Annotated in this window: 24 protein-coding genes; 9 read left to right on the forward strand and 15 right to left on the reverse strand. The window is 75.6% G+C overall.

The annotated features are described in order from the left end of the window. Positions 1–20: 20 nt before the first annotated feature. On the reverse strand, positions 21–992 hold the full coding sequence (locus tag ACIBQZ_RS22195; RefSeq protein WP_396090637.1) for a SemiSWEET transporter: 972 nt from the start codon (positions 990–992) through the stop codon (positions 21–23). A gap of 160 nt (positions 993–1152) precedes the next feature. On the opposite strand from ACIBQZ_RS22195, the gene add reads away from it, so the two are divergent. Then, on the forward strand, positions 1153–2097 hold the full coding sequence (gene add, locus ACIBQZ_RS22200) for an adenosine deaminase (RefSeq protein WP_396090638.1): 945 nt from the start codon (positions 1153–1155) through the stop codon (positions 2095–2097). A gap of 48 nt (positions 2098–2145) precedes the next feature. Here the strand turns inward: add and ACIBQZ_RS22205 are convergent, their stop codons facing one another. Together ACIBQZ_RS22205 and ACIBQZ_RS22210 are read right to left on the reverse strand one after the other, a co-directional pair. Then, complete coding sequence (locus ACIBQZ_RS22205) at positions 2146–2823, reverse strand: B3/4 domain-containing protein (RefSeq protein ID WP_396090639.1); 678 nt, start codon at positions 2821–2823, stop codon at positions 2146–2148. Further along, positions 2823–3884 (reverse strand): EamA family transporter, encoded by a 1062-nt coding sequence (locus ACIBQZ_RS22210; RefSeq protein WP_396090640.1) that lies wholly within the window; start codon positions 3882–3884, stop codon positions 2823–2825. The genes ACIBQZ_RS22205 and ACIBQZ_RS22210 overlap by 1 nt, the downstream gene beginning before the upstream one ends. Positions 3885–3943: 59 nt before the next feature. Here ACIBQZ_RS22210 and ACIBQZ_RS22215 point away from each other — a divergent pair, with 59 nt between their 5' ends. Further along, entirely contained in the window at positions 3944–5341 is a 1398-nt protein-coding gene (locus ACIBQZ_RS22215; RefSeq protein ID WP_396090641.1) for a PLP-dependent aminotransferase family protein, read from the forward strand. A gap of 109 nt (positions 5342–5450) precedes the next feature. Here ACIBQZ_RS22215 and ACIBQZ_RS22220 read toward each other — a convergent pair whose 3' ends face one another. From ACIBQZ_RS22220 to ACIBQZ_RS22230, 3 genes are read right to left on the reverse strand one after another with little or no spacing between them, the layout of a single operon-like run. Further along, positions 5451–6032 carry a GerMN domain-containing protein gene (locus ACIBQZ_RS22220; RefSeq protein WP_396090642.1) on the reverse strand — a complete coding sequence of 194 codons (582 nt, stop codon included), beginning with the start codon at positions 6030–6032 and terminating at the stop codon, positions 5451–5453. Continuing rightward, positions 6029–7381, reverse strand: coding sequence for a sensor histidine kinase (locus tag ACIBQZ_RS22225; RefSeq protein WP_396090643.1), 1353 nt, complete (start codon positions 7379–7381; stop codon positions 6029–6031). The genes ACIBQZ_RS22220 and ACIBQZ_RS22225 overlap by 4 nt, the downstream gene beginning before the upstream one ends. Further along, the gene (locus ACIBQZ_RS22230) at positions 7378–8055 is read right to left on the reverse strand and encodes a response regulator transcription factor (protein WP_396090644.1); all 678 of its coding nucleotides are present in this window, start codon (positions 8053–8055) and stop codon (positions 7378–7380) included. The genes ACIBQZ_RS22225 and ACIBQZ_RS22230 overlap by 4 nt, the downstream gene beginning before the upstream one ends. Positions 8056–8177: 122 nt before the next feature. On the opposite strand from ACIBQZ_RS22230, the gene ACIBQZ_RS22235 reads away from it, so the two are divergent. The 4 genes from ACIBQZ_RS22235 (at position 8178) to ACIBQZ_RS22250 (ending at position 10588) form a co-directional block, all read left to right on the forward strand. Further along, positions 8178–8480, forward strand: a complete 303-nt coding sequence (locus ACIBQZ_RS22235) for an STAS domain-containing protein (RefSeq protein WP_396090645.1) — start codon at positions 8178–8180, stop codon at positions 8478–8480. Then, the gene (locus ACIBQZ_RS22240) at positions 8477–8833 is read left to right on the forward strand and encodes an STAS domain-containing protein (RefSeq protein ID WP_396090646.1); all 357 of its coding nucleotides are present in this window, start codon (positions 8477–8479) and stop codon (positions 8831–8833) included. The genes ACIBQZ_RS22235 and ACIBQZ_RS22240 overlap by 4 nt, the downstream gene beginning before the upstream one ends. Positions 8834–8992: 159 nt before the next feature. Continuing rightward, positions 8993–9484 (forward strand): nucleoside 2-deoxyribosyltransferase domain-containing protein, encoded by a 492-nt coding sequence (locus tag ACIBQZ_RS22245; protein WP_396090647.1) that lies wholly within the window; start codon positions 8993–8995, stop codon positions 9482–9484. A gap of 48 nt (positions 9485–9532) precedes the next feature. Beyond that, positions 9533–10588 carry a diguanylate cyclase domain-containing protein gene (locus ACIBQZ_RS22250; RefSeq protein WP_396090648.1) on the forward strand — a complete coding sequence of 352 codons (1056 nt, stop codon included), beginning with the start codon at positions 9533–9535 and terminating at the stop codon, positions 10586–10588. Here ACIBQZ_RS22250 and ACIBQZ_RS22255 read toward each other — a convergent pair. The 9 genes from ACIBQZ_RS22255 to ACIBQZ_RS22295 are packed head-to-tail and all read right to left on the reverse strand — an operon-like array spanning position 10569 to position 17932. Next, on the reverse strand, positions 10569–11354 hold the full coding sequence (locus ACIBQZ_RS22255) for an IclR family transcriptional regulator C-terminal domain-containing protein (protein ID WP_396090649.1): 786 nt from the start codon (positions 11352–11354) through the stop codon (positions 10569–10571). The genes ACIBQZ_RS22250 and ACIBQZ_RS22255 overlap by 20 nt on opposite strands. A gap of 8 nt (positions 11355–11362) precedes the next feature. Next, complete coding sequence (gene pcaC / locus ACIBQZ_RS22260) at positions 11363–11746, reverse strand: 4-carboxymuconolactone decarboxylase (RefSeq protein ID WP_396090650.1); 384 nt, start codon at positions 11744–11746, stop codon at positions 11363–11365. Then, entirely contained in the window at positions 11739–12506 is a 768-nt protein-coding gene (gene pcaD / locus ACIBQZ_RS22265; protein WP_396090651.1) for a 3-oxoadipate enol-lactonase, read from the reverse strand. The genes pcaC and pcaD overlap by 8 nt, the downstream gene beginning before the upstream one ends. After that, entirely contained in the window at positions 12503–14077 is a 1575-nt protein-coding gene (locus tag ACIBQZ_RS22270) for a lyase family protein (protein ID WP_396090652.1), read from the reverse strand. Before ACIBQZ_RS22270 ends, pcaD begins: the two co-directional genes overlap by 4 nt. Then, entirely contained in the window at positions 14052–14567 is a 516-nt protein-coding gene (gene pcaG / locus ACIBQZ_RS22275; RefSeq protein WP_396090653.1) for a protocatechuate 3,4-dioxygenase subunit alpha, read from the reverse strand. Before pcaG ends, ACIBQZ_RS22270 begins: the two co-directional genes overlap by 26 nt. After that, the gene (pcaH, locus tag ACIBQZ_RS22280; protein ID WP_396090654.1) at positions 14564–15238 is read right to left on the reverse strand and encodes a protocatechuate 3,4-dioxygenase subunit beta; all 675 of its coding nucleotides are present in this window, start codon (positions 15236–15238) and stop codon (positions 14564–14566) included. The genes pcaG and pcaH overlap by 4 nt, the downstream gene beginning before the upstream one ends. Then, positions 15235–15993: a CoA-transferase subunit beta gene (locus ACIBQZ_RS22285; protein WP_396090655.1), complete on the reverse strand. Its 759-nt coding sequence runs from the start codon at positions 15991–15993 to the stop codon at positions 15235–15237. The genes pcaH and ACIBQZ_RS22285 overlap by 4 nt, the downstream gene beginning before the upstream one ends. Continuing rightward, a complete protein-coding gene (locus ACIBQZ_RS22290) occupies positions 15990–16793 on the reverse strand; it encodes a CoA transferase subunit A (protein ID WP_396090656.1) in 804 nt (267 codons plus the stop codon). The genes ACIBQZ_RS22285 and ACIBQZ_RS22290 overlap by 4 nt, the downstream gene beginning before the upstream one ends. After that, complete coding sequence (locus ACIBQZ_RS22295; RefSeq protein WP_396090657.1) at positions 16790–17932, reverse strand: 4-hydroxybenzoate 3-monooxygenase; 1143 nt, start codon at positions 17930–17932, stop codon at positions 16790–16792. The genes ACIBQZ_RS22290 and ACIBQZ_RS22295 overlap by 4 nt, the downstream gene beginning before the upstream one ends. A 113-nt stretch (positions 17933–18045) precedes the next feature. Here ACIBQZ_RS22295 and ACIBQZ_RS22300 point away from each other — a divergent pair, with 113 nt between their 5' ends. Genes ACIBQZ_RS22300 through ACIBQZ_RS22310 form a run of 3 tightly spaced genes read left to right on the forward strand, consistent with a single transcriptional unit; the run spans position 18046 to position 20662 of the window. Continuing rightward, complete coding sequence (locus ACIBQZ_RS22300) at positions 18046–19008, forward strand: ABC transporter substrate-binding protein (protein ID WP_396090658.1); 963 nt, start codon at positions 18046–18048, stop codon at positions 19006–19008. Further along, the gene (locus ACIBQZ_RS22305; RefSeq protein ID WP_396090659.1) at positions 19005–19811 is read left to right on the forward strand and encodes an ABC transporter permease; all 807 of its coding nucleotides are present in this window, start codon (positions 19005–19007) and stop codon (positions 19809–19811) included. Before ACIBQZ_RS22300 ends, ACIBQZ_RS22305 begins: the two co-directional genes overlap by 4 nt. After that, a complete protein-coding gene (locus ACIBQZ_RS22310) occupies positions 19808–20662 on the forward strand; it encodes an ABC transporter permease (RefSeq protein WP_396090660.1) in 855 nt (284 codons plus the stop codon). Before ACIBQZ_RS22305 ends, ACIBQZ_RS22310 begins: the two co-directional genes overlap by 4 nt. Positions 20663–20671: the final 9 nt, after the last annotated feature.

Below are 20671 nucleotides of genomic sequence, written 5' to 3' on the forward strand. Positions count from 1 at the left end.
GGCGGCAGGCGGTCAGGTGGTCAGGCGGGGGCGAACTCCCTTGTCATGACCAACGTGGCGCGGTCGGCCGAGCGGGGGACGCGGGCCACGCCCCGAGCGGGCCGGGCTGACGCCAGGCGGGCTGACGCCGGGCGGGCTGACGCCAGGCGGGCTGACGCCAGGCGGGCTGACGTCGGGCGGGCGACTCCCGCGGTGCCGTAGACCTGCCGGGCCGACGCCGGGTGCGTGGCGCGGGCCGCGGCCGGGACCGCCACCCTGGCGATCGCCGGGCGGACGACCCGGGCCGGGATGTGGGCGGCGCCAGCCGGCGTGGCTGCGGGGGCGGTGGCGGTCAGGGCGGGAGCGATGCCGGCCGTGGCGGTCCTCGTGCGGCGGTCGGTGAGCAGGACCCAGCACACGATGATGGCGCTGCCCAGGCCCACCAGCGCCGACGACCACACCGCCGGCTGCCCGGTCGCCAGCCCGTAGCCGCACCACGAGCTGCATGCCGCCGCCGCCAGCCACCAGCGCAGCGGGGACAGGCCGGCCAGGTCCTGGCCGCGGTCGCGCAGCAGCGACAGGGGCTGGGGGATCGCGCCCAGGATCGCGGTGCACGCCAGCACCGCGCCGAGGCAGCCGGCCGCGCGGGTGCTGCCGACACTGGTCAGCTGGCCGGTGGCCGCGCTGATCGCGGCTGCCGTCAGGACCGCCGCGGCGCCGGCCGCGCTGACCGTCAGGCTGCGGCGGGTGCGTAGTTCGCCCTGCTTCATCAGCACCATCACCAGCACCGCCAGGCCTGCCAGGCCCGTCACGGTGTTCGTCACCACCTGCACGGTCTCCCCGGTCAGCAGGCCGTAGGTGATCCAGCCCACCGGCATCGCCGCACCCTGCCAGCACGCGGTGGCGGACAGCCCGGTCGTGCGGCCGCGAACGACCGAGCGCCAGACCTGCGGCCAGGGGAGAGCGATGGACAGAGCGGCGCCGAGCCAGCCGAGCAGTGCGATGGAGTGCATGATCCAATTCCGGTCGTCGGGGTGGGGTGACGGCCGGGCGTGCCGGCCACCCCTGCCCCATCGGCGCGCGCCGCGGACCGGCTGACAAGATCCATCCGTGAGAGGCGACACGGGGGAAACAACCGTTTCGCACCCGAGCTCGCCGGAGGAGCGCACGACTGTGGCCACGTATCCGCTGATCGACCTGCACCGGCACCTGGAGGGCTCGATCCGCTCCAGCACCTTCCTGGACGTGGCCCGCCGCGACGGGCATCCGCTGGCGCGCGCGGACCGGCCCCGGGAGCTGCTGGTCGCCGGCGGGGTGCTGGGTGGGCTGCTGCCGTACCTGGCGAAGGTCGATGACCAGATCGGGGTGTTCCGCACCCTGGACGACTGGCGGCGGGCCGGGCGGGAGGCGGTCGAGGACGCCTTCGACGACGGGCTCGACTACGTGGAGGTGCGCTTCAGCCCGTACTTCATCCGGCAGCAGACCGGGCTCGCGCCGGCCGCGGTGATCGACGCGGTCGCCGACGGGGTCGCGGCCGGCAGCCGCGGCACCGGCCTGCCGGTCGGCCTGATCGCGACGATCCTGCGCGACCTCGGCCCGGAACGCGCGGACGAGCAGGTCAGCACCTTCCTGACCCGGCGCGACGTGTGGTGCGGCATCGACCTGGCCGGCAACGAGGCCGGGTACGCCGCCCCGCTGTTCGCGCCCGCGTTCGCCCGGGTCCGCGACGCCGGGCTGCCCGTCACGGTGCACGCCGGGGAGGCGGCCGGGCCGGAGAGCGTCCGGGTGGCGGTCGAGCACCTGGGCGCGCAGCGGATCGGCCACGGCGTCCGGGCCGCGGAGGACCCCCGCCTGCTGGAGCAGCTCGCCCGGGCCGGGGTGACATTGGAGGTGGCGCTGACCAGCAACACCCAGACCGGGGCGGCGCCGGGCTACCGCGACCATCAGATCCACACCCTGCTGGCCGCCGGGGTGGCGGTCACGCTGAACACCGACAACCCCCGGGTCAGCGACGTCACGCTCTCCCAGGAGCACGCGCTGGCCCGCTACGCCACCGGCCTCACCGACGCGCAGCTGAGGACGGTCGCCGATCAGTCGGCTCGGGCCGCGTTCCGCTGACCGGACGCTCCGCGCACCTGGTCGGACACCGGTCACCCGGCCAGCTGCTCACTGTGTCGCGAACCGGGGCACCGCCCGGGTGAGCACCGCTGCGCGAGTCGCACCCAGCGCCTCGGCCAGCGCGCCGGTGATCCGGGCGACATCGGCGGCCGCCGTGCCGTGCAGCGCTTCGGTGACGACCAGCGCGACCGTGGTCCCGGCGGTGACCGCGGAGAGCCCGCTCTGCCGGTTGGTCCACCGCCGGGCGTGGGCGTTGCCGGCCGCGTCGGCGAAGACGATCTCGCCGGGCCGCGGATGCTCCCGCTCGCCGCCGAAGGTCAGATAGACCTCGTCGCCGGTGGCGGGCCGCACCTCGAGATCACCCGCGACCCGGCCGAGGTCGAGCGCGGCGACCGGGATGGCGAAGGCGGCGGAGATCGCGTTGCAGACGTCGACCAGCGGATGCACCCGCGGCAGCTCGCCGTCGCGGCGCAGCCGGCGCAACAGGGACTCGGAGGCGCAGCGGTACTGGGTCGGCTTGACGCCCATCGCGGTGAAGGCCCGCCGCCACGCCTGGATCTCGGGGAGCTGACCCTCGGGCCCGGCGGCGAGCCGCTTGCGGGCGACGTCGACGTGCCGCGCGATCAGGTCGTCGACGTGATCCGGGCCGGGCGGGGCGGGGACGAGCAGGGCGCCGGCGGCGAGGGCCGGGAAGTCCCGCCAGACCGTGTCGTGGTGCCGGAACATCAGGCGACCTCCCCGCTCGGCGCGGCCACCCCGCCGGCCGGGTGGCCGGCACCCGCGGGCAGAGCCCGGGCGAGAGCGTGCGGCGCGGCCGTGCCAGGAGCAGCGAGCGCCTGCAGGTCGCCGGGGGCGCGGGCCGGGTGGGCGTGCGAGGCGCCGGCCGGTGGGCCGACTGCGGCCGGTGGGCCGACCGCGCCGGGCTGTGGGCCGGTGGTGCTTAGGCCGATCGCCAGGCCCAGGCCCACCACCGCGATCCCCGCCCACACCAGCGGCCGGGGCGCCGGCCCGCCCAGGGCCATGCCCGCCAGGGCCGCTGCGATCGGGGCGATCCCCGTGAGCAGCCCGGCGCGCCCGGCGCCGACCCGGGACACGCACAGGTACCAGAGCACGAACGCCACCGCCGTCACCGCCACCGCCAGGTACGCCCCGGCGAGCAGGTCGGCGCCGGTCAGCCGGAGGGCCGCTGCCGGGCCCTCGTGGGCCAGGCCCAGCGCCGCCAGCAGCGCCGCCGCCAGCCAGGTCGTGTGCACGGACACCCCGACCGGTCCGTGCCGGCCCAGCACCGGCACCGCGAGCAGGGTGAACGCCGCCTCGCAGGCGAAGGCCACCACCGCCCAGGCCAGGCCCGTGCCGTCGGTGCGGCCCAGGCCCTGCACCAGGCCCGCCCCGATCGTCACCACGACCGCTCCGGCCAGCACCGACGGGGCCGGGCCGCGGCCCTCCAGCAGCGGGCCGAGCGCCGCCAGCAGCGGCGGCACGCAGGCGACCGCGACGCCCAGCACCGCCGGTTCGGCGTGCCGGGCGCCCTGCACCAGCGCCAGGTTGAAGATCACCAGCCCGGTGCCGGCGATGCCGGTCAGCCAGAGCCACTCGGCGCCCCGGGGGCGGACCAGGCCGGCCCGGGTGAGCCGGGCGAAGCCGAGCAGCAGCAGGCAGGCCAGGGCGTACCGCAGTGACTGGATGGTGAACAGCGGGGCGTCGGCGATCTCGGCGGAGACGGCGACGCTGCCGCCGACGCAGGTCATGGCCGCGGACCCGGCGGCGAGGGGCAGGAATCGGGACACGCAGACCATGCTCGACCCGGGTATGGTCCTGTCAAAAGGACCAATCGCGGGCCGGAGGAGTGGACCAAATCGACTTCCTGGAGCTGCATCCCGGCGCGGCGCCCGCCCACGGCGTGACCGCGTGGCTGGTCGACGTGCTGCGCACGGCCATCGCGGACGGCCGGCTGGCGGCCGGGGCCCGGCTGCCCGCGACCCGGGTGCTCGCCGGCGATCTCGGGCTGTCCCGGGGCGTGGTCGTCGAGGCGTACCAGCGGCTGACCGACGAGGGGCTGCTCAGCGGGCGTACCGGGGCGGGCACGGTGGTGACCGGGCTCGGCACCGCGCCGCTGCCGCAGGGGCGCCCGCGGGCCGCGTCGGGACTGCGGCTGCCGCTGCCGCCGGCGCCCGGCATCGATCTTGACCTTTCTCCGGGCGTACCGGATCTGTCGGCCTTTCCCCGCACGGCCTGGTTGCGCGCCGAGCGCGCGGTGCTCGCGGCCGCGACCAGCACCGATCTGGGGTACGGCGACCCGCGCGGCAGCCCCCTGCTGCGCGCCGAGCTGGCCGGCTGGCTGGCGCGCACCCGCGGCGTGCAGGCCGGCCCGGACGACCTGATCGTGGTCAACGGGGTCGCGCAGGCCCTCGCGCTGCTGTCCCAGACGCTGCGGGCGCGGGGCGTCAGCCGGGTCGCGGTGGAGGATCCGGGCTCGCGGGGGACCCGGGACGAGCTGGCGCACTGGGGGCTGCGGACGGTGCCGGTGCCGGTCGACGACGAGGGTCTGCGGGTGGACCGGCTGGCCGCCACCGGGCTGGAGACGGTGCTGCTCACCCCGGCCCACCAGTTCCCGACCGGGGTGGTGCTCAGCCCGGCCCGCCGCCGGGCGCTGCTGGCCCGGCCCGGCCTGATCATCGAGGACGACTACGACGCCGAGCACCGCTACGACCGCGCCCCGGTCGCCGCCGTGCAGGCCTCCGCCCCCGACCGGGTGGCCTACGCCGGCAGCGTCTCCAAGTCGCTGGCCCCGGGCATGCGGCTGGGCTGGCTGATCGCGCCCCGCGCGCTGCACGCCGACCTGGTCACCGCCAAGCACGCCAGCGACCTCGGCAACCCGGCGCTGCCCCAGCTGATCTTCGCCCGGCTGCTGGCCGGCGGCGACTACGAACGCCACCTGCGCACGGTCCGGCTCCGCCAGCGCCGCCGCCGCGACGCGTTGCTGAGGGGCCTGCGCGACCACCTGCCGCAGGCCCGGGTCGAGGGCGTCGCCGCCGGGCTGCACCTGCTGATCACCCTGCCCGGCCCGGCCGGCGACCTCGAGCTGGCCGCCCGGCTCGAGGAGGCCGGGGTGCGCGCCCATCCGCTGTCCTGGCACCGGCAGCTCCCCGGGCCGCCGGGCCTGGTGCTCGGCTACGCGGCCCTGCCGCCGGACCGGCTGCTGGAGGCCGCCCGCCGGATGGGCCGCCTGCTGGGCACCCGATAGCGGTTCCGTCGGGCGTCGTCGAACGTCACGGCGGCCCGCAGCACCACGTCGATCTGCGCGTCCGGCGGCAGCGGGGCCGGGCCGCGGCGGGCCCGGACATGCGGGCTCGTCAGTCCAGCAGTCCGCTGTAGTCGGCGATGGTCAGCGGGGTGTCGGCCAGCGAGCCGTCCGCCCGGGGCACCCACAGCGGCGCGCCGTCGGCCACGAACGAGACCGTGCCCACGTCCGGCAGGCTGGTCAGCGTGCAGACGATCTGCCCGAAGGCGAGCACCTCGTCGCTGCGGAACTCCTGCCCGGCGCGGTCGCCCAGGGTGATGGTGGCCCGCCGGTCGGCCACGCTCACGCTGGTCACCGTCATGGTGGACAGCGCGCTGCCGAGCCCGTCCTCGCTCTCCTCGGCGGTCGGGCCGGCGAGCAGGTTGTCGAGCTGCTGGGCGGCGGTCAGCGGGGCCGGCACCCGGCGGGGCACCCGCACCAGCCGGCCGTCGCGCACCAGGTAGAGCCGCAGCACCGTCGAGCCGGCCGCGTTCGGCGCGGGCCCGCCGGAGGCGTCCACCCGCCCGGGCTCGCCGAGCCGGCGCGGCTCGGCGTCCACCGGCACCCCGCACCCGGCCGCGGCCAGCGCGACCAGCGCGACCAGCACCAGCAGCCCGGTCACCACCCGGCACCGGACCGGCACCGCACGGCTCATGGCCGGCATCCCGGTAGGTCGACCCGGAAGCGGGCGCCGCCGCCCGGCCGGTCCAGCACCGCCGCCGTGCCGCCGTGCGCCGCCGCGTGCTGGGCGACCAGGGCCAGGCCCAGGCCCGCGCCGCCCGCGTCCGCCCGGGCGCCCGCCGAGCGGCCGCGGACGAAGCGGTCGAAGATCACCGGCTTGTCCTCCGGGCTCACCCCGGGGCCCTCGTCGTCGACGTCGATCCGGCCCACGTCGCCGTGCAGGCGCAGCCGGACCGCGACCGCACCGCCGCCGTACGCGCGGGCGTTGTCCAGCAGGTTGCCGAGCAGCTGGCCGACCCGGCGCCGGTCCACGCACCACCGCGACTCGCCGTCGGCCGCCACGATGGTCGCCGGCACCTGGCGCTCGCGGCACATCTGCCGGGCCAGGTCCGCCACGTCCGTGCTGGTGCGGGTGGCCGGGCGGTCGCCGCGGGACAGCTCCAGCAGGTCGTTGACCAGCTGCTGGAAGTGCGCGATCTCCGCGGTGACCAGGCCGGCCGCGGTCGCCGTGCGGTGGTCCAGGTGCTCGCGGCGGCGTTCCAGCACGCTCGCCGCCGCGGCCAGGGTCTGCAGCGGGGAGCGGAGCTCGTGGCTCACGTCGGCGGCGAACCGGCGGTCGCGTTCCAGCCGGGCGGACAGCTCGTCGACCATGTGGTTGAACGACGTGGTCAACCGGGTCAGGTCCGGCTCGGCGGCCGGGTCGAGCCGGTATCTCGAAGCGCCGCCGGCGATCTCCTGGGCGGCGTCGGCGACCCGTTTGAGCGGGCGCAGCACGTAGCGGCTCGCGTACCAGCCGAGCAGCGCGCCGAGCGCCGCCGTGCAGACGGCGACCAGGGTGAGCACGACGGTCAGCACGCGCAGCGTGTGCTCGAGCTCGCGCAGCGAGTCGATCTCGTAGAAGATGTCGCCGGGGGCCAGCGGCACCGCCACCACGATGCTGACGTGCCCGTCCGTGCGGACCCGCTGCACCGCGACCGCGCCCGCGGCGGCCTGGCGTTGCAGGGCCACCGGGATCGCGCCGGTGCTGCCGCGGTCGGCCTTGAGCGCGTACCACTCGCCCTGGCGCTGCAGCAGCACCCGCCGGTTCTCCCCGGCGTCCAGCACGCGCAGGACGGCGGCGACGTCCGGGCGGCTGGTGGCGCCCAGGCCGGTGCGGACCACCGCCGCGTCGTCGTACGCGGCCCGGACGGCGGTGCGCTCCCGCTCGTTGACCAGCGACTGCCGGGCCACCTGGTACGAGGCCAGCGCCATCGTCGCCGACAGCGCCAGCGCCCCGGCGGCGAACCCGGCGACGACGCGTACCCGCAGCCCGGCGCGCCTCATCGCTGCAGCTTGTAACCCAGGCCGCGGACGGTCACCAGGTGCCGCGGGCCGCCCGCGCCGTCCTCGATCTTCTGCCGCAGCCGGCCGACGTGCACGTCCACCAGCCGCTCGTCGCCGCCGTCGTAGCCCCACACCCGCTGCAGCAGCTGCTGGCGGGACAGCACCCGGCCGGGATGCTCGGCCAGCTCGCAGAGCAGCTGGAACTCGGTGCGGGTGACCGGCACCGGGGCGCCGGCCAGCCGCACCTCGCCGGCCTCGGGGGAGATCTCCAGGTCGCCGAAGCGCAGCACCGGCACCTCGTCGCCGGCGCCGGACCGGGCCCGCCGGCGCAGCGCCCGCAGCCGCGCCGTCAGCTCCTTCACGGCGACCGGTTTCACCAGGTAGTCGTCGGCGCCGGCCTCCAGCGCGGCGACGATGTCGTGGGTGTCGTCGCGGGCGCTGATCACCACGATCGGCACGTCGTCGCCGCGGCGCAGGGTCCGGATGCACTCGAAGCCGTCGATGCCGGGCAGCATCAGGTCGACCAGCACGGTGTCGGCGGGCCGGCGGCGCTGCGCGGCGATGCCCTCCTCGGCCGTCGGCGCGCCGGTGGCGTCGTAGCCCTCGTCCTCGAGCGCGAGCACCAGCGACAGCCGGATCCGGTCGTCGTCCTCGATCACCAGTACCGCTGACATGCCAGCATCATCCCCGCTCGGCCGCGGCCGCGGAAAGCCGGAGTGCGCGGCCGGCCGGACTGTCACGGAACCGTCATACAGCCGCGGAGCCGCCGCCACACGCCGGGGCGAACCTGACAGACGTGAGCGAGCACGCGGTGCGGGAGACGACCGTGGTCGTCACCGAGGCGTTGGCCGGCGCGACGGTCGACCGGTGGCGGGCCCGGTTCGGCGACGCCGTGGCCGGGCGTCCGGCGCGGCTGATCCTGGACCTGCGGCACAGCCCACGGATAGACGCGGCTGCCATCGTGATGCTGCTGCAGCTGCACCGGGAGTTGATCCGCGCCGATGCCCGGCTGACGTTGCGCGCCCCGGTGGCGCGGGTGCGCCGGATGCTGGGCCTGGCCCGCGTGGATCACGTGCTGGAGGTCGAGGAGGCCCGATGACCGCACCTGAGGTGGTACTCGTCGAGCGGCCGGACGCCGCGGTCGTGCACGTCCGGGCGGATCTGGACGCCGCGGTGGCGCCGACCCTGCGGGAGACGCTCAGCGAGGCGGTCGATCGGCATCCGTACGTGATCGTGGACCTGTCGGCCGCGCCGACGCTGGACGACGTGGGGCTGGGGTTGCTGGTCCGCGCGCACCGGCGGGCCCGCCGCCGGGACGGGATGGTGATCTTCGCCGGGCCGTCGCGGTTCGTCCTCACCGTGCTGCACACCATGCACGTGGACGGGCTCTTCCCGGTCTTCGACGACTGCCAGGCGGCGCTGGAGTGGCTGCGCGCCGAGCCCGCCGCCTGACCTCACCGGGCCGGCAGGGGATGCCGCGGTCGCGGGCGCCGCCGGTCCCGGGGGCACAGGAGCGGCGCGGCCACGCGACCGCGTCATCCGGGCCCATGGTCGGGGACGGACATGGCGATCCGCCACCGGCCGCATGACGGTTGTGTGACGGATACCGTGGTGACCGTGCGATATGTGCAGGCGCCGCAGCCGTATACGGGTCCCGGTCCGGTGCTGTTCCTGGCCGGCGGCATCTCCGGCTGTGCCGACTGGCAGGCCGAGGCCGTGGCGCTGCTGCGGGACGCGCCCGGGCTGACCGTGCTCGATCCGCGCCGGTCGGCCTTCGACCTCGCCGACCCGGCCGTCGCGACCGAGCAGATCACCTGGGAGCACACCCACCTGCACCGCGCCGACGTGGTGCTGTTCTGGTTCGCCCCCGGCGGCAGCGTCCAGCCGATCACCCTGTACGAGCTGGGCGTGCACGTCACCCGCGGGGTCCCGCTGGCGGTGGGCGCCGACCCGGCCTACCCGCGCCGGCTCGACGTCCGGGTGCAGCTCGCCCTGGCTCGCCCCGGCCTGATCGTGCACGACACGCTCGCGGACACCGTGGCCGCGGCCGAACTGCTCAGCTCGGCCCGGGCGGAGCCGATGAACCGGGTCCACGAACCGTAGCCGGATGCACTACGGTCGGTTGATCACGAGGTGGCGAAGGGAGCGTGGGTGACAGCCTCCGATCCGCACCTGCAGGCGCTGCGCGCCCTGCACGCGGTCACCAAGAGGGTGCACGCGAGCCTGGACCTCACCCAGACCCTCGACGCCGTGGCGACCGGGGTGGTCGAGGCCGCCGGCTTCGGCCTGGCCGCGGTCAACCTCGCCGAGGACAACGGCGACTACAGCACGGTGGCCGTGGCCGGCAGCGACGACCTGCGCCGGGAGCTGCTCGGCACCCGCGGCTCCGCGGAGAACTGGCGGGAGCTGCTCAACGCGGCCGAGCGCTGGGGCCCGCTGTACTTCGTCGACCACAACACCGGCGTGCCGGAGTCGCTCTACTTCTGGGTGCCCGACATCGAGGCCACCGACGACCCGGCGCTGTGGCACCCGCTAGACAGCCTGTTCGCGCCGCTGATGGCCCCGTCGGGGGAGTGGCTGGGGGTGCTCAGCGTCGACCTGCCCGACGACGGCCGCCGCCCGGACGCCCACCAGCAGGAGATCCTGTCGTTCTTCGCCGAGCACGCGGCCATCGCCATCCAGCACGCCCGGCTGCACTCGCAGCTGGAGCGCAGCCAGGCCGACGCGGAGTATGCGGCCACCCACGACAGCCTCACCGGCCTGGCCAACCGGGCGCTGCTCCGCTCCCGGGTGGAGGCGCTGCCCGAGCAGGGCGCCCCGCAGGTCGGGGTGCTGGTGGTCGACCTGGACGGCTTCAAGAAGGTCAACGACGAGGCCGGGCACGAGGCCGGCGACGAGGTGCTGCGGATCGTCGCCCAGCGGCTCCAGCACCATCTGCGCCCCGACGACGTGCTGGCCCGCACCGGCGGCGACGAGTTCGTCGCCGTGCTGGTCGGCGAGGACCTGACCCGGGCGCTGCCGGAGACCGCGCAGCGGCTGCGCGAGGCGATCCGCGAGCCGATCCGCGGCCCCGGCGGCATGCACCAGGTCGGTGCCAGCATCGGGTACGCCCTGGGCCGGGCCGGCGAGGACTTCGCCCGGCTGGCCGCGACCGCCGACGCGGAGATGTACCGGGAGAAGCGGCGGGTCAGCGCGCCGGTCTGGTGACCCGCAGGTCGGCGGTGATCCGCTCGGCCGTGGCCAGCAGCGGCGCCAGCAGCTCGGCGCGCATCGCGGCCACCGAGGTGCGGCTGGCGTGCACCGAGACGTTCACGGCGGCGGTCACCGCGCCCGCCCGGTCGCGGACCGGCGCGGCCATCGAGCGCAGCCCCTCCTCCAGCTCCTGGTCCACGATCGCGTAGCCCTGCCGGCGGATCCGGTCCAGCTCGGCGCGCAGCTCGGCGACCGTGCCGACGGTGCGGTCGGTGAGCCGGTCGAGCCGCACCCGCGCCAGGTACGCCGCCACCCGCTCGGCCGGCAGGTGCGCGATCAGCACCCGCCCCATCGAGGTCGCGTACGCCGGGAAGCGGGTGCCCACGTTGATCGCCACGGCCATGATCCGCCGGGTCGGCACCCGGGCCACGTAGACGATGTCGTCGCCGTCCAGCACCGACACCGACGACGACTCGTGCACCTCGGCGGAGAGCTGCTCCAGGTGCGGCTCGGCCACATCCGGCAGCGACAGGCTGGACAGGAACGCGTAGCCCAGCTCCAGCACCCGCGGGGTCAGCGAGAACAGCCGCCCGTCGGTGCGCACGTAGCCCAGGTCGGTGAGGGTGAGCAGGAAACGCCGCGCGGCGGCCCGGGTCAGGTCGCAGATCCGGGCCACCTCGCTGAGCGTCAGCTCCCGGTGGTGGGCGTCGAACGCCCGGATGACGGCGAGCCCGCGCTCCAGGGACTGCACGAAGTGCGGCTCGCGGGCCGGTTCGCTCATCGCTCCGGTCACGCCGCCGGCCCGTCGTCGGCGGCCAGCACGGCCTCGGCGATCTTGAACGCGGCGTTGGCGGCGGGCACGCCCGCGTACACGGCGGTGTGCAGCAGCACCTCGCCGATCTCGTCGGGGCTCAGCCCGTTGCGGCGGGCGGCCCGCACGTGCATGGCCAGCTCGTCGTGGCACTGCAGGGCGGTCAGCAGGGCCAGCGTGACGCACGAGCGGGTACGCCGGTCCAGCCCGTCGCGGGTCCACACCTGCCCCCAGGCCGAGCGGGTGATGAACTCCTGGAACGGCGCGGTGAAGGCGGTGGTGGCCGCGACCGCCCGGTCGACGTGCGCGTCACCGAGCACCTCGCGCCGCACGGCCATACCGTCGGTGAGATCGTCAGCCATCGAGGGCCTCCAGGATGAGTCGGTTGGCGGCGCCGGCCTGTTCCCAGCTGGCCAGGTGCGCCGCGGCGGGCACCACCTCCAGCCGGGCGCCGGGCACCGCGGCGGCGATGGCGGCGCCGTGCTCCGGCGGGGTGGCCGGATCGTCCGCGCCGGCCACCACCAGCGTGGGCGCGACGATCCGGGGCAGGTCGGGACGCAGGTCCATCTCCTCGATGGCGGCGCAGGCGCCCGCGTACCCGGGCGCCGGGGTGGCCGCGATCATCTCCCGCAGCCGGTCCCGCTCGGCCGGGTGGGCCGCGGCGTAGGCCGGAGTGAGCCAGCGGTCGACGACCGCGCCGGCCACCGCGCCGGTGCCGGCGGCCCGCACCGTGGCGGCCCGCTCGGCCCAGCCGGACGGCGGCCCGAGCAGCGCGGACGTGCAGAACAGCAGCAGCCGGTCGACCCGCTCCGGGGCGTGCGCGGCGAGCCACATCGCGGTCATCCCGCCCAGCGACAGCCCGCAGACGTGGGCCCGCCCGACCCCGAGCCGGTCCAGCAACGCGAGCGCGTCGCGCCCGAGATCGGCCAGGGCGTAACGACCCGGGGGTACGGGGGAACGGCCGTGCCCGCGCGCGTCGTACCGGATCACCCGGAACCGGCCGGTGAGCGCGGGCAGCTGCGGCTCCCACATGCTCAGGTCCGCGCCCAGTGAGTTGATCATGAGCAGGGCGGGCGCCTCCGCCGGCCCGTCCACCCGGTGGTGCACCGCGACCGCGCTCATCGGCGGGCCGCCCGCAGCGCCCGGTCGATCAGCGCGTCCGCGCTGCCCAGGTAGCTCCCGGGGTCGAGCAGGCCGGCCAGCGTCGCCGGGTCCAGGTGGGCGGTGATCGCCGGGTCGGTGCCCAGCGCGCCGCGGGCGACGGCCGCGCGCACCGCGGCGTGCGCCCCGGTGCCCAGCGCCGGGCGCAGCGCCCCGGCGACCCGCTCGGCGAGCAGCGCACCGTGGGTGAGGTCGAGGTTGGCGCGCATCCGGCCGGCGTCGACTCGCAGCCCGTCGAGCGCGCGGCGGAGCTGGTACGCGGCCGAGCCGGTGGCCACGAGCAGCGCGCGCAGCGGCTGCCACTCGGCATGCCAGGCGCCGGCCGCCCGCTGGTGCTCGTGCGCCATCGCGGCGAGCAGGGTGGCGACCAGCCCGGGGGCCTGGGCGGCCGCGGCGGCGGCGCTGACCGCGGCGATCGGGTTGTGCTTGTGCGGCAGCGTCGAGGAGCCGCCGGCGTCGCCGCCCTCGGCCAGCTCGCCGACCTCGGTCTGGGCGAACAGGGTGAGGTCGCGGGCCACCTTGGCGACCGCACCGGCGGCGGCGCCGAGCGCGCCGGCCAGCTCGGCGATCCGGGTCCGCTCGGTGTGCCAGGGCAGCTCGGGCTCGGCCAGCCCGACCTCGGCGCTGAAGGCGGCCAGCATCAGCAGCCCGGGATCCCCGCCCGGCCCGACGCCGCCGCGCACCGGCCCCGCGCGGTCCGCGCCGTCCGGTCCCGTGCCGGCTGGTCCCGCGCCGCCCGTCCCGACGCCGCCGCGCACCGGCCCCGCGTGATCCGCGCCGGCTGGTCCCGCGCCGCCCGGCCCGCCACCGCCGCGCACCGGCCCCGCGTGATCCGCGCCGGCCGGTCCCGCGCCGACTGGTCCCGCGGCGTCCGGGGCCGCGGCGTCCGGGGGCGGGTCGCCGTAGGCGGCCAGGGTGCCGGCCGCGCCGCCGAGCTGGGCGGCGAGCCGGTGCTCGCGGACCTCCGCCAGCCGGCGCCGGGCGCTGTCCAGGCCGGTCAGCCAGCCCGCCGCGACCAGCCCGAAGGTGGTGGGCAGCGCCTGTTGCAGCAGCGTGCGCCCGGCCAGCACCGTGCCGCGGTGCCGGTCGGCCAGCGCGGCCGTCAGCGAGACCGACGCGGCGAGGTCGGCCAGCAGCGGCGCCAGCGCCCGGTGGGCGACCAGCATCGCGGCGGTGTCCATGATGTCCTGGCTGGTGGCGCCCCGGTGCACCAGCGGCGCGACCGGCTCGGGCAGGGCCGCCCGCAGCCGCCGGATCAGCGGGACCACCGGGTTGCCGGTGCCGGCCGCCTCGGCGCCCAGCTCGCCGGGGTCCACGTCCAGGCGCGCGCAGGCGGCCGCGACCGCCTCGGCGTCCGCGGCGGTGGCGGTCCCGGTCCGGGCGGCCGCGCGGGCCAGCGCCGCCTCGGCGTCCAGCATCGCCCGCACCCAGGCGTGGTCGTCGACGGCGGCGCGGACCTGCCCGGCCGCCAGCACCCCGTCGAACAGGCCCGCGTCGCCGTGGCGGTCAGACGGTGAAGAAGACGGTCTCATCGGGCCCCTGCAGGGTGATGTCGAAAAGGTAGCCGTCCTCGGACTTCTCCGCGATCAGCGTGCCGCGCCGCTCCGCCGGGACCCCGGCGAGCACCGGGTCCGCCTCATTCGCGGCCGGCTCGTCGGCGAAGTAGATCCGGGTCACCACCCGGTGCAGCAGCCCGCGGGCGAGCACCGTCACGGCCAGGTGCGGGGCCTGGTCCTCGACCACGCCGGGCTTGACCGTGCGGATCGCGTACCGGCCGTCGTCGTCGGTGGGGCAGCGGCCCAGGCCGCGGAAGCCGGGCGTGTGGAACCGCCCGGCCGGGTCGGGCTGCCAGGTCTCCACCAGCGCGTCGGGCACCGCCTGGCCCGCGCCGTCGCGGACCCGGCCGCGGATCCATACCGCCCCGGGCGCGTCGGCCGCGACCACGTGCGGGCCCTCGGCCCAGGTGAGCCCGATCGACAGGTACGGCCCGACGGTCTGCGACGGCGTGCCGGGGGCGGTCACTTCGTCTCCATCGGGGTGGCGGCCGCACCGGTCAGCACGATGTCGAAGCGGAAGCCCAGCGCCCACGACTCGACCGTGGCGGCCAGGTCGAAGCCGGCCACCAGGCGGTCCCGGGCGAACTCCGGCACCGAGTTGTAGATCGGGTCGTAGGCGAACAGCGGGTCGTCCGGGAAGTACATCTGGGTCACCAGGCGCTGGGTGAACGCGCGGCCGAACAGCGAGAAATGGATGTGCGCGGGCCGCCAGGCGTTCGGGTGGTTGCCCCACGGGTACGGGCCCGGCTTGATCGTCACGAACCGGTAGCGGCCCCGCGCGTCGGTCATCGTGCGGCCCACGCCGGCGAAGTGCGGGTCCAGCGGGGCGTCGTGCCGGTCCCACTTGTGCCGGTAGCGGCCGGCCGCGTTGGCCTGCCACACCTCCAGCAGGGTGTCCGGCACCGGCCGTCCGTCGGCGTCGCGGACCTGGCCGTGCACCACGATCCGCTGGCCCAGCGCCTCGCCGGCGCCGTCCAGGGTCAGGTCGGCGTCCGCGGCGGCCACCGGGCCCTCGCCCAGCGCGGGCCCGGTCAGCTCGGTCAGGGTGTGCGGGAGCAGGATCGGCGTCTGCTGCGGCGCCCGCAAGATCGTCGACTTGTAGCCGGGGGACAGCAGCGGCGGGTGCGGGCTGGTCATGCGGGCTCCTCACTTGCGGTCAACGCGCGCAGGGCGGTCAGTTCCCGCTCGTCCGGCGCCTCGGTGGTCGTCACGGTGGCGGCGACCCGGAGTTTCCAGCCGGTGGCCGCCACGGCCTGCTCGGCGGTGACCCCGGGGTGCAGCCGGGTCAGGGTCAGCTCGCGGTCCGCCGGGTCCGGCTCCAGCACCCCCAGGTCGGTGATGACCAGCACCGGCCCGCGCCCGCGCAGGCCCAGCCGGGCCCGGTCGCCCGGCCCGCTGCCGTGGCCGACCGAGGTGACGAAGTCGACCCGTTCGACGAACGTGCGCGGGCTCTGCCGCACCACCACGATGACCTCGCCGCAGGACGCCGCGATCTCCGGGGCCCCGCCCGCGCCGGGCAGCCGGACCCGGGGGTCGGCGTAGTCGTCGCCGATCACGGTGGTGTTGATGTTGCCGTACCGGTCGATCTGCGCGGCACCGAGGAAGCCGACGCCGATCCGGCCCGGCTGCAGCCAGTAGTTGAACATCTCCGGCACGCTGACCACCGCGTCGGCGGTGGCCGCCAGCACCCCGTCGCCGATGGACAGCGGCAGCCGGTCCGGCTTGGCGCCGATCGTGCCGGACTCGTAGACCAGGACCAGGTCCGGAGCATGGGTACGGCGGGCCAGGTTGGCCGCGGTGCTGGGCAGCCCGATGCCGACGAAACAGCGGGTGTCGCCGCGCAGCGCCCGGGCCGCCGCGACGGTCATCATCTCGTCCGCGGTCCAGCTCATCCGGTCACCCCCGCCAGCCATCCGGTGAACGCGTCCCGGTCCCGGCTGATCGTGTCCCAGGCCCGGTAGTAGTCGTTGTCGCGGTCGCTGTACCCCATCGCGTACGAGGGATGCGCGCCGCCGGGCACCAGGGCGACCCGGGTGACCGCCCAGCCGGGCAGCACCACCGCCCCGGCCACCGGGGTCAGCTCGTCGACCACCTCCTCGACGGTGACCAGCGAGCGCGCCGAGGCGAGCACGACCTCCTTGTGCACCCCGGTGATGCCCCAGAACTGCACGTTGCCGGCCCGGTCGGCGCGCTGGGCGTGCACGATGCCCACGTCCGGGTTGAGCGCCGGCACCGCGGTCAGCGTCTCGCCGGTGAACGGGCAGGTGATCGGCGCGATGGTGGCGGTGTGCTCGGGCAGGTCGGTGCCGAGGTAGCCGCGCATGACGGCGAACGGCAGCCCGGACGCGCCGGCCACGTACCGGTTGGCCATCCCCGCGTGGCTGTGCTCCTCGATCTCCAGCGGCGCCGGCCAGGCGTGCTGGACCGCGTCGCGGAAGCGGTGCAGCGAGCCGACGCCCGGGTTGCCGGCCCAGGAGAACACCAGCTTCGCCGCGCAGCCCGCGCCGATGAGCTGGTCGTAGACGATGTCCGGGGTCATCCGCACCAGGGTCAGCCCGCGCCGGCCCTGCCGGATGATCTCGTGGCCCGCGGCGACCGGGATCAGGTGGGTGAAGCCCTCCAGCGCGACCGTGTCGCCGTCGTGCACCAGCTCGGCGACGGCGTCGGCGAGCGGGACGATCCGGGCGCTCACCGGGGCAGCCCGACGTAGTTCTCGGCCAGCGTGGTCGCCGCGGCGGTGGAGCTGGTCACGTACTCCAGCTCGGCCAGCTGCACCCGGTGGCCGAAGGCGTCGTCGCCGACGTGCCGGTGCAGCATCGTGGTCATCCAGTTGGAGAAGCGCTGCACCTGCCAGACCCGTTTCAGGCAGGTCCGCGAGTAGCCGTCCAGCAGCGTGTCGGTGCGCTCGCGGTAGTGCGCTGTCAGCGCCTCGGCCAGCACCCGGACGTCGGAGATCGCCAGGTTCATCCCCTTGGCCCCGGTCGGCGGCACGATGTGCGCCGCGTCGCCGGCCAGGAAGAGCCGGTCGTGGCGCATCGGCTCGACCGCGAAGCTGCGCATCGCGGTCACCCCGCGCTCCAGGATCTCGCCCTCCTTCAGCGGCAGGTCCAGCCGGGTGCGCAGTTCGTCCCAGATCCGGGCGTCGGGCCAGCCGGCCAGGTCGGTCTCCGGCGGCACCTGCAGATACAGCCGGGTGATCTCCGGGGTACGCATGCTGTGCAGCGCGAAGCCACGCTCGTGGTAGGCGTAGACCAGCTCGTCGGCCGCGGCGGGGGAGCGGGCCAGGATGCCGAGCCACGCGTACGGGTGCACCCGCTCGGCCGTGCGCAGCGCCCCGTCCGGCAGCGCCAGCCGGGCCACGCCGTGCGAGCCGTCGCAGCCGGCCACGAAGTCGCACTCCAGGCGGTGGCGGACGCCGTCCTGCTCGTACTCCAGCGTGGTGCCGTCGACGGCAGTGACCTCGGCCTCGAAGTGCAGCGGCAGGTCGTCGGCGAGCCGGGCGGCGATCAGGTCCTTGACGATCTCCTGCTGGCCGTAGACGGTGATCGTCCGGCCGGTCAGCCCGGCCAGGTCGATCCGGTGCCCCGCGCCGCCGAAGCGCAGCTCGATGCCGCGGTGCACCATGCCCTCGCGGCGCATCCGGGCCCCCACGCCCAGCTCGTCGAGCAGCTCGGCGGTGCCGTGCTCGAGCACCCCCGCGCGGACCCGGCTTTCCACATAGGATCGCGAGCGGCGTTCGAGGACCACCGCGTCGATCCCGGCCCGGTGCAGGAGCCGGGCGAGCACCAGCCCGGCCGGACCGGCCCCCACGATGCCGACCTGAGTGCGCATCCCGGCCTCCAAATCGATGTTGGTCGTTGACGTGGGCCAGGCCACACCCTACGTTCTCCCTGAGAACTTACGTGCGGAGTGCGCACAAGAACAACCTACTGGAGGTCAGCAGAATGCGCCGGTTCATCACGGGGATGACCGTGCTCGCCCTCGTCGGAGCCGGGGCCGGCTGCGGGTCGTCCGCCGACGACGATGCCGCCACCACCGGCGGCACCGACAAGGTCAAGGTCGGTGTCATCCCGATCGTCGACGTGGCGCCCATCTACCTGGGCCAGAAGAAGGGCTTCTTCGGCAACCGCAAGATCGAGCTGACCATGGAGAGCGGCCAGGGCGGCGCGGCCATCGTGCCCGGCGTGGTCAGCGGCCAGTTCCAGTTCGGCTTCAGCAACATCACCTCGTTGCTCATCGCGCAGACCAAGAACGTGCCGATCAAGGTGGTCGCCAACGGCGTGGCCTCGACCGGCGAGGCCGGCAAGGACTTCGGCGGGGTGGTCGTCAAGAAGGACAGCCCGATCACCAAGGCCGCCGACCTGGCCGGCAAGAAGATCGCGGTGAACACGCTGAAGAACATCGGCGACACCACGGTGCGGGAGTCGGTCCGCAAGGCCGGCGGCGACCCGGCCGGGATCAACTTCGTCGAGATGCCGTTCCCGAACATGCCCGCGGCCGTCGAGGCCGGCCAGGTGGACGCCGCCTGGGTGGTCGAGCCGTCGCTGTCGGCGGTGAAGGCCGCCGGTGGCCGGGTGGTGGCCTGGAACTTCGTCGACGCGGCGCCGAACCTCACCGTGGCCGGCTACTTCGCCTCCGCCAAGCTCATCGGCGAGGACCCGGACCTGGTCAAGCGGTTCACCGAGGCGGTGAACGAGTCGCTGGCCTACGCCGACGCGCACCCCGACGAGGTGCGGGAGGTGCTCGGCACGTACACCAAGATCGACCCTAAGGTGCGCGCGGAGCTGACCCTGCCGAAGTGGCCCACCGAGATCAACAAGCCGTCGGTCGAGACGATCGCCAAGCTCGGCGCGCAGGACGGCATCTTCGGCGGCGCCACCCCCGACCTGGCCAAGATCCTTCCGTGACCGCGCTCGGCGCGGGGGCACCGCGCACGCTGCCGGGAGGCCGGGCTCTGCTCGGCCTCTCCGGCCTGGCCGGCCTGCTCCTGCTGGTCGAGGTGCTGCCCCGCGCCGGGATCGTGTCCGCCGACTACCTGCCGCCGACCAGCCGGATCCTGGCCGCCCTCGGCGACGAGGCGGTCACCGGCGCGTTCTGGGTGGCTGTCGGCGACACCCTCACCGCGTGGGCGGCCGGGCTGGCCATCGCGGTGGTCGCCGGGGTGGCCGCCGGGATCCTGATCGGCGCGGTGCCGGTGCTGCGGGCCGTCACCGCCTCGACCGTGGAGTTCCTGCGCCCCATCCCGTCGGTCGCCTGGATCCCGCTCGCGGTCCTGCTCTACGGCTCCGACCTGGGCTCGACCCTGCTGCTGGTGGTGTACGCGGCCTTCTGGCAGGTGCTGGTCCAGGTCCTGTACGGCGTCGCCGACGTCGACCCGGTCGCCGACGAGACCGCCCGCAGCTTCCGCTTCAGCGCCCTTGCCCGGGTCCGGCACGTGCTCTGGCCGACCGCCCTGCCGTACGTCTTCACCGGCATCCGGCTGGCCGCCTCGGTGGCGCTGGTGCTGGCGGTCACCGCCGAGCTGGTGATCGGCGCCCCCGGCCTCGGTTCGGTCATCGCCGTCGCGCAGACCTCGAACGCCATCCCCACCATGTACGCCCTGATCGTGGTCACCGGCCTGCTCGGCGTGACCATCAACCTGGCCGCCCGCTACGCCGAGCGGCACTTCCTGGCCTGGCACCAGTCCGTCCGCGGGGAGGTGGCGGCGTGACCGCCCGCGCCGAGCGTCGCCCGCCGCAAGTCGGCAGCGGCCGTGACCGCGAGGGCGGCAAGGCCATGCCCGGTCTGCACCGCATGATCAAGCGGTTGCTGCTGGTGCTGGGTCTGCCGGTCGCGCTGTTCCTGAGCTGGTACCTGGCCAGCGCGGACAGCGAGAACTTCTACGCGCCCCCGCTGCGGCAGATCCTGGTGGCCTTCGCGGACACCTGGACCCTCGACCGGCTGCGGGCCGACGTGCTGCCCAGCCTGGCCCGCCTCGGCGCCGGCTACCTGCTGGCGGCGCTGATCGGCATCGCCGCCGGGGTCGCGATCGGGGCGAACCCGCGGCTGCGCGCGGCCGTCGAGCCGGTCCTGGAGTTCTTCCGGGCCGTGCCGCCGCCGGTGCTGGTCCCGGTGATCATGTTGTTCGCCGGCATCGGCAACGGCATGAAGGTAATCGTGATCGTGTCCGGCTGCGTCTGGCCGATCCTGCTCAACACCGTCGAGGGTGTGCGCGCCACTGACGGCGTGCTGTCCGACACCGCCCGCGCGTACCGGATCACCGGCCCGGCCCGGCTGCGCCACCTGCTGCTGCCCGCGGCGTCCCCGCAGATCATCGCCGGGCTGCGGCAGGCGCTGTCGATCGCGATCATCCTCATGGTGATCAGCGAGATGTTCGCCGCCAGCAACGGCCTGGGCTTCACCATCGTGCAGTTCCAGCGCAGCTTCGCGATCCCGGAGATGTGGAGCGGCATCATCCTGCTCGGGCTGCTCGGCTTCGCGCTGTCCGAGCTGTTCCGGCTCGCCGAGCGACGCGCCCTGGGCTGGTACCACGGCCTGCGCGACGCCCAGCGCCGCTCCTGAGGAAGGGAA

Origin of the sequence: Actinoplanes sp. NPDC049599 (assembly GCF_044465625.1) — a bacterium.
Taxonomy (GTDB): Bacteria; Actinomycetota; Actinomycetes; order Mycobacteriales; family Micromonosporaceae; genus Actinoplanes.

Excerpts from the sequence above, each read along its gene's own strand:
- ACIBQZ_RS22295 (WP_396090657.1), bottom strand. The coding sequence starts at position 17,932 with ATGCGCACTCAGGTCGGCATCGTGGGGGCCGGTCCGGCCGGGCTGGTG.
- pcaC (WP_396090650.1), bottom strand. The coding sequence starts at position 11,746 with ATGGCTGACGATCTCACCGACGGTATGGCCGTGCGGCGCGAGGTGCTC.
- ACIBQZ_RS22300 (WP_396090658.1), top strand. The coding sequence starts at position 18,046 with ATGCGCCGGTTCATCACGGGGATGACCGTGCTCGCCCTCGTCGGAGCC.
- ACIBQZ_RS22230 (WP_396090644.1), bottom strand. The coding sequence starts at position 8,055 with ATGTCAGCGGTACTGGTGATCGAGGACGACGACCGGATCCGGCTGTCG.
- ACIBQZ_RS22255 (WP_396090649.1), bottom strand. The coding sequence starts at position 11,354 with ATGAGCGAACCGGCCCGCGAGCCGCACTTCGTGCAGTCCCTGGAGCGC.
- ACIBQZ_RS22205 (WP_396090639.1), bottom strand. The coding sequence starts at position 2,823 with ATGTTCCGGCACCACGACACGGTCTGGCGGGACTTCCCGGCCCTCGCC.
- pcaD (WP_396090651.1), bottom strand. The coding sequence starts at position 12,506 with ATGAGCGCGGTCGCGGTGCACCACCGGGTGGACGGGCCGGCGGAGGCG.
- ACIBQZ_RS22220 (WP_396090642.1), bottom strand. The coding sequence starts at position 6,032 with ATGAGCCGTGCGGTGCCGGTCCGGTGCCGGGTGGTGACCGGGCTGCTG.
- ACIBQZ_RS22240 (WP_396090646.1), top strand. The coding sequence starts at position 8,477 with ATGACCGCACCTGAGGTGGTACTCGTCGAGCGGCCGGACGCCGCGGTC.
- ACIBQZ_RS22195 (WP_396090637.1), bottom strand. The coding sequence starts at position 992 with ATGCACTCCATCGCACTGCTCGGCTGGCTCGGCGCCGCTCTGTCCATC.
- ACIBQZ_RS22270 (WP_396090652.1), bottom strand. The coding sequence starts at position 14,077 with ATGAGACCGTCTTCTTCACCGTCTGACCGCCACGGCGACGCGGGCCTG.
- ACIBQZ_RS22285 (WP_396090655.1), bottom strand. The coding sequence starts at position 15,993 with ATGAGCTGGACCGCGGACGAGATGATGACCGTCGCGGCGGCCCGGGCG.
- ACIBQZ_RS22225 (WP_396090643.1), bottom strand. The coding sequence starts at position 7,381 with ATGAGGCGCGCCGGGCTGCGGGTACGCGTCGTCGCCGGGTTCGCCGCC.
- pcaH (WP_396090654.1), bottom strand. The coding sequence starts at position 15,238 with ATGACCAGCCCGCACCCGCCGCTGCTGTCCCCCGGCTACAAGTCGACG.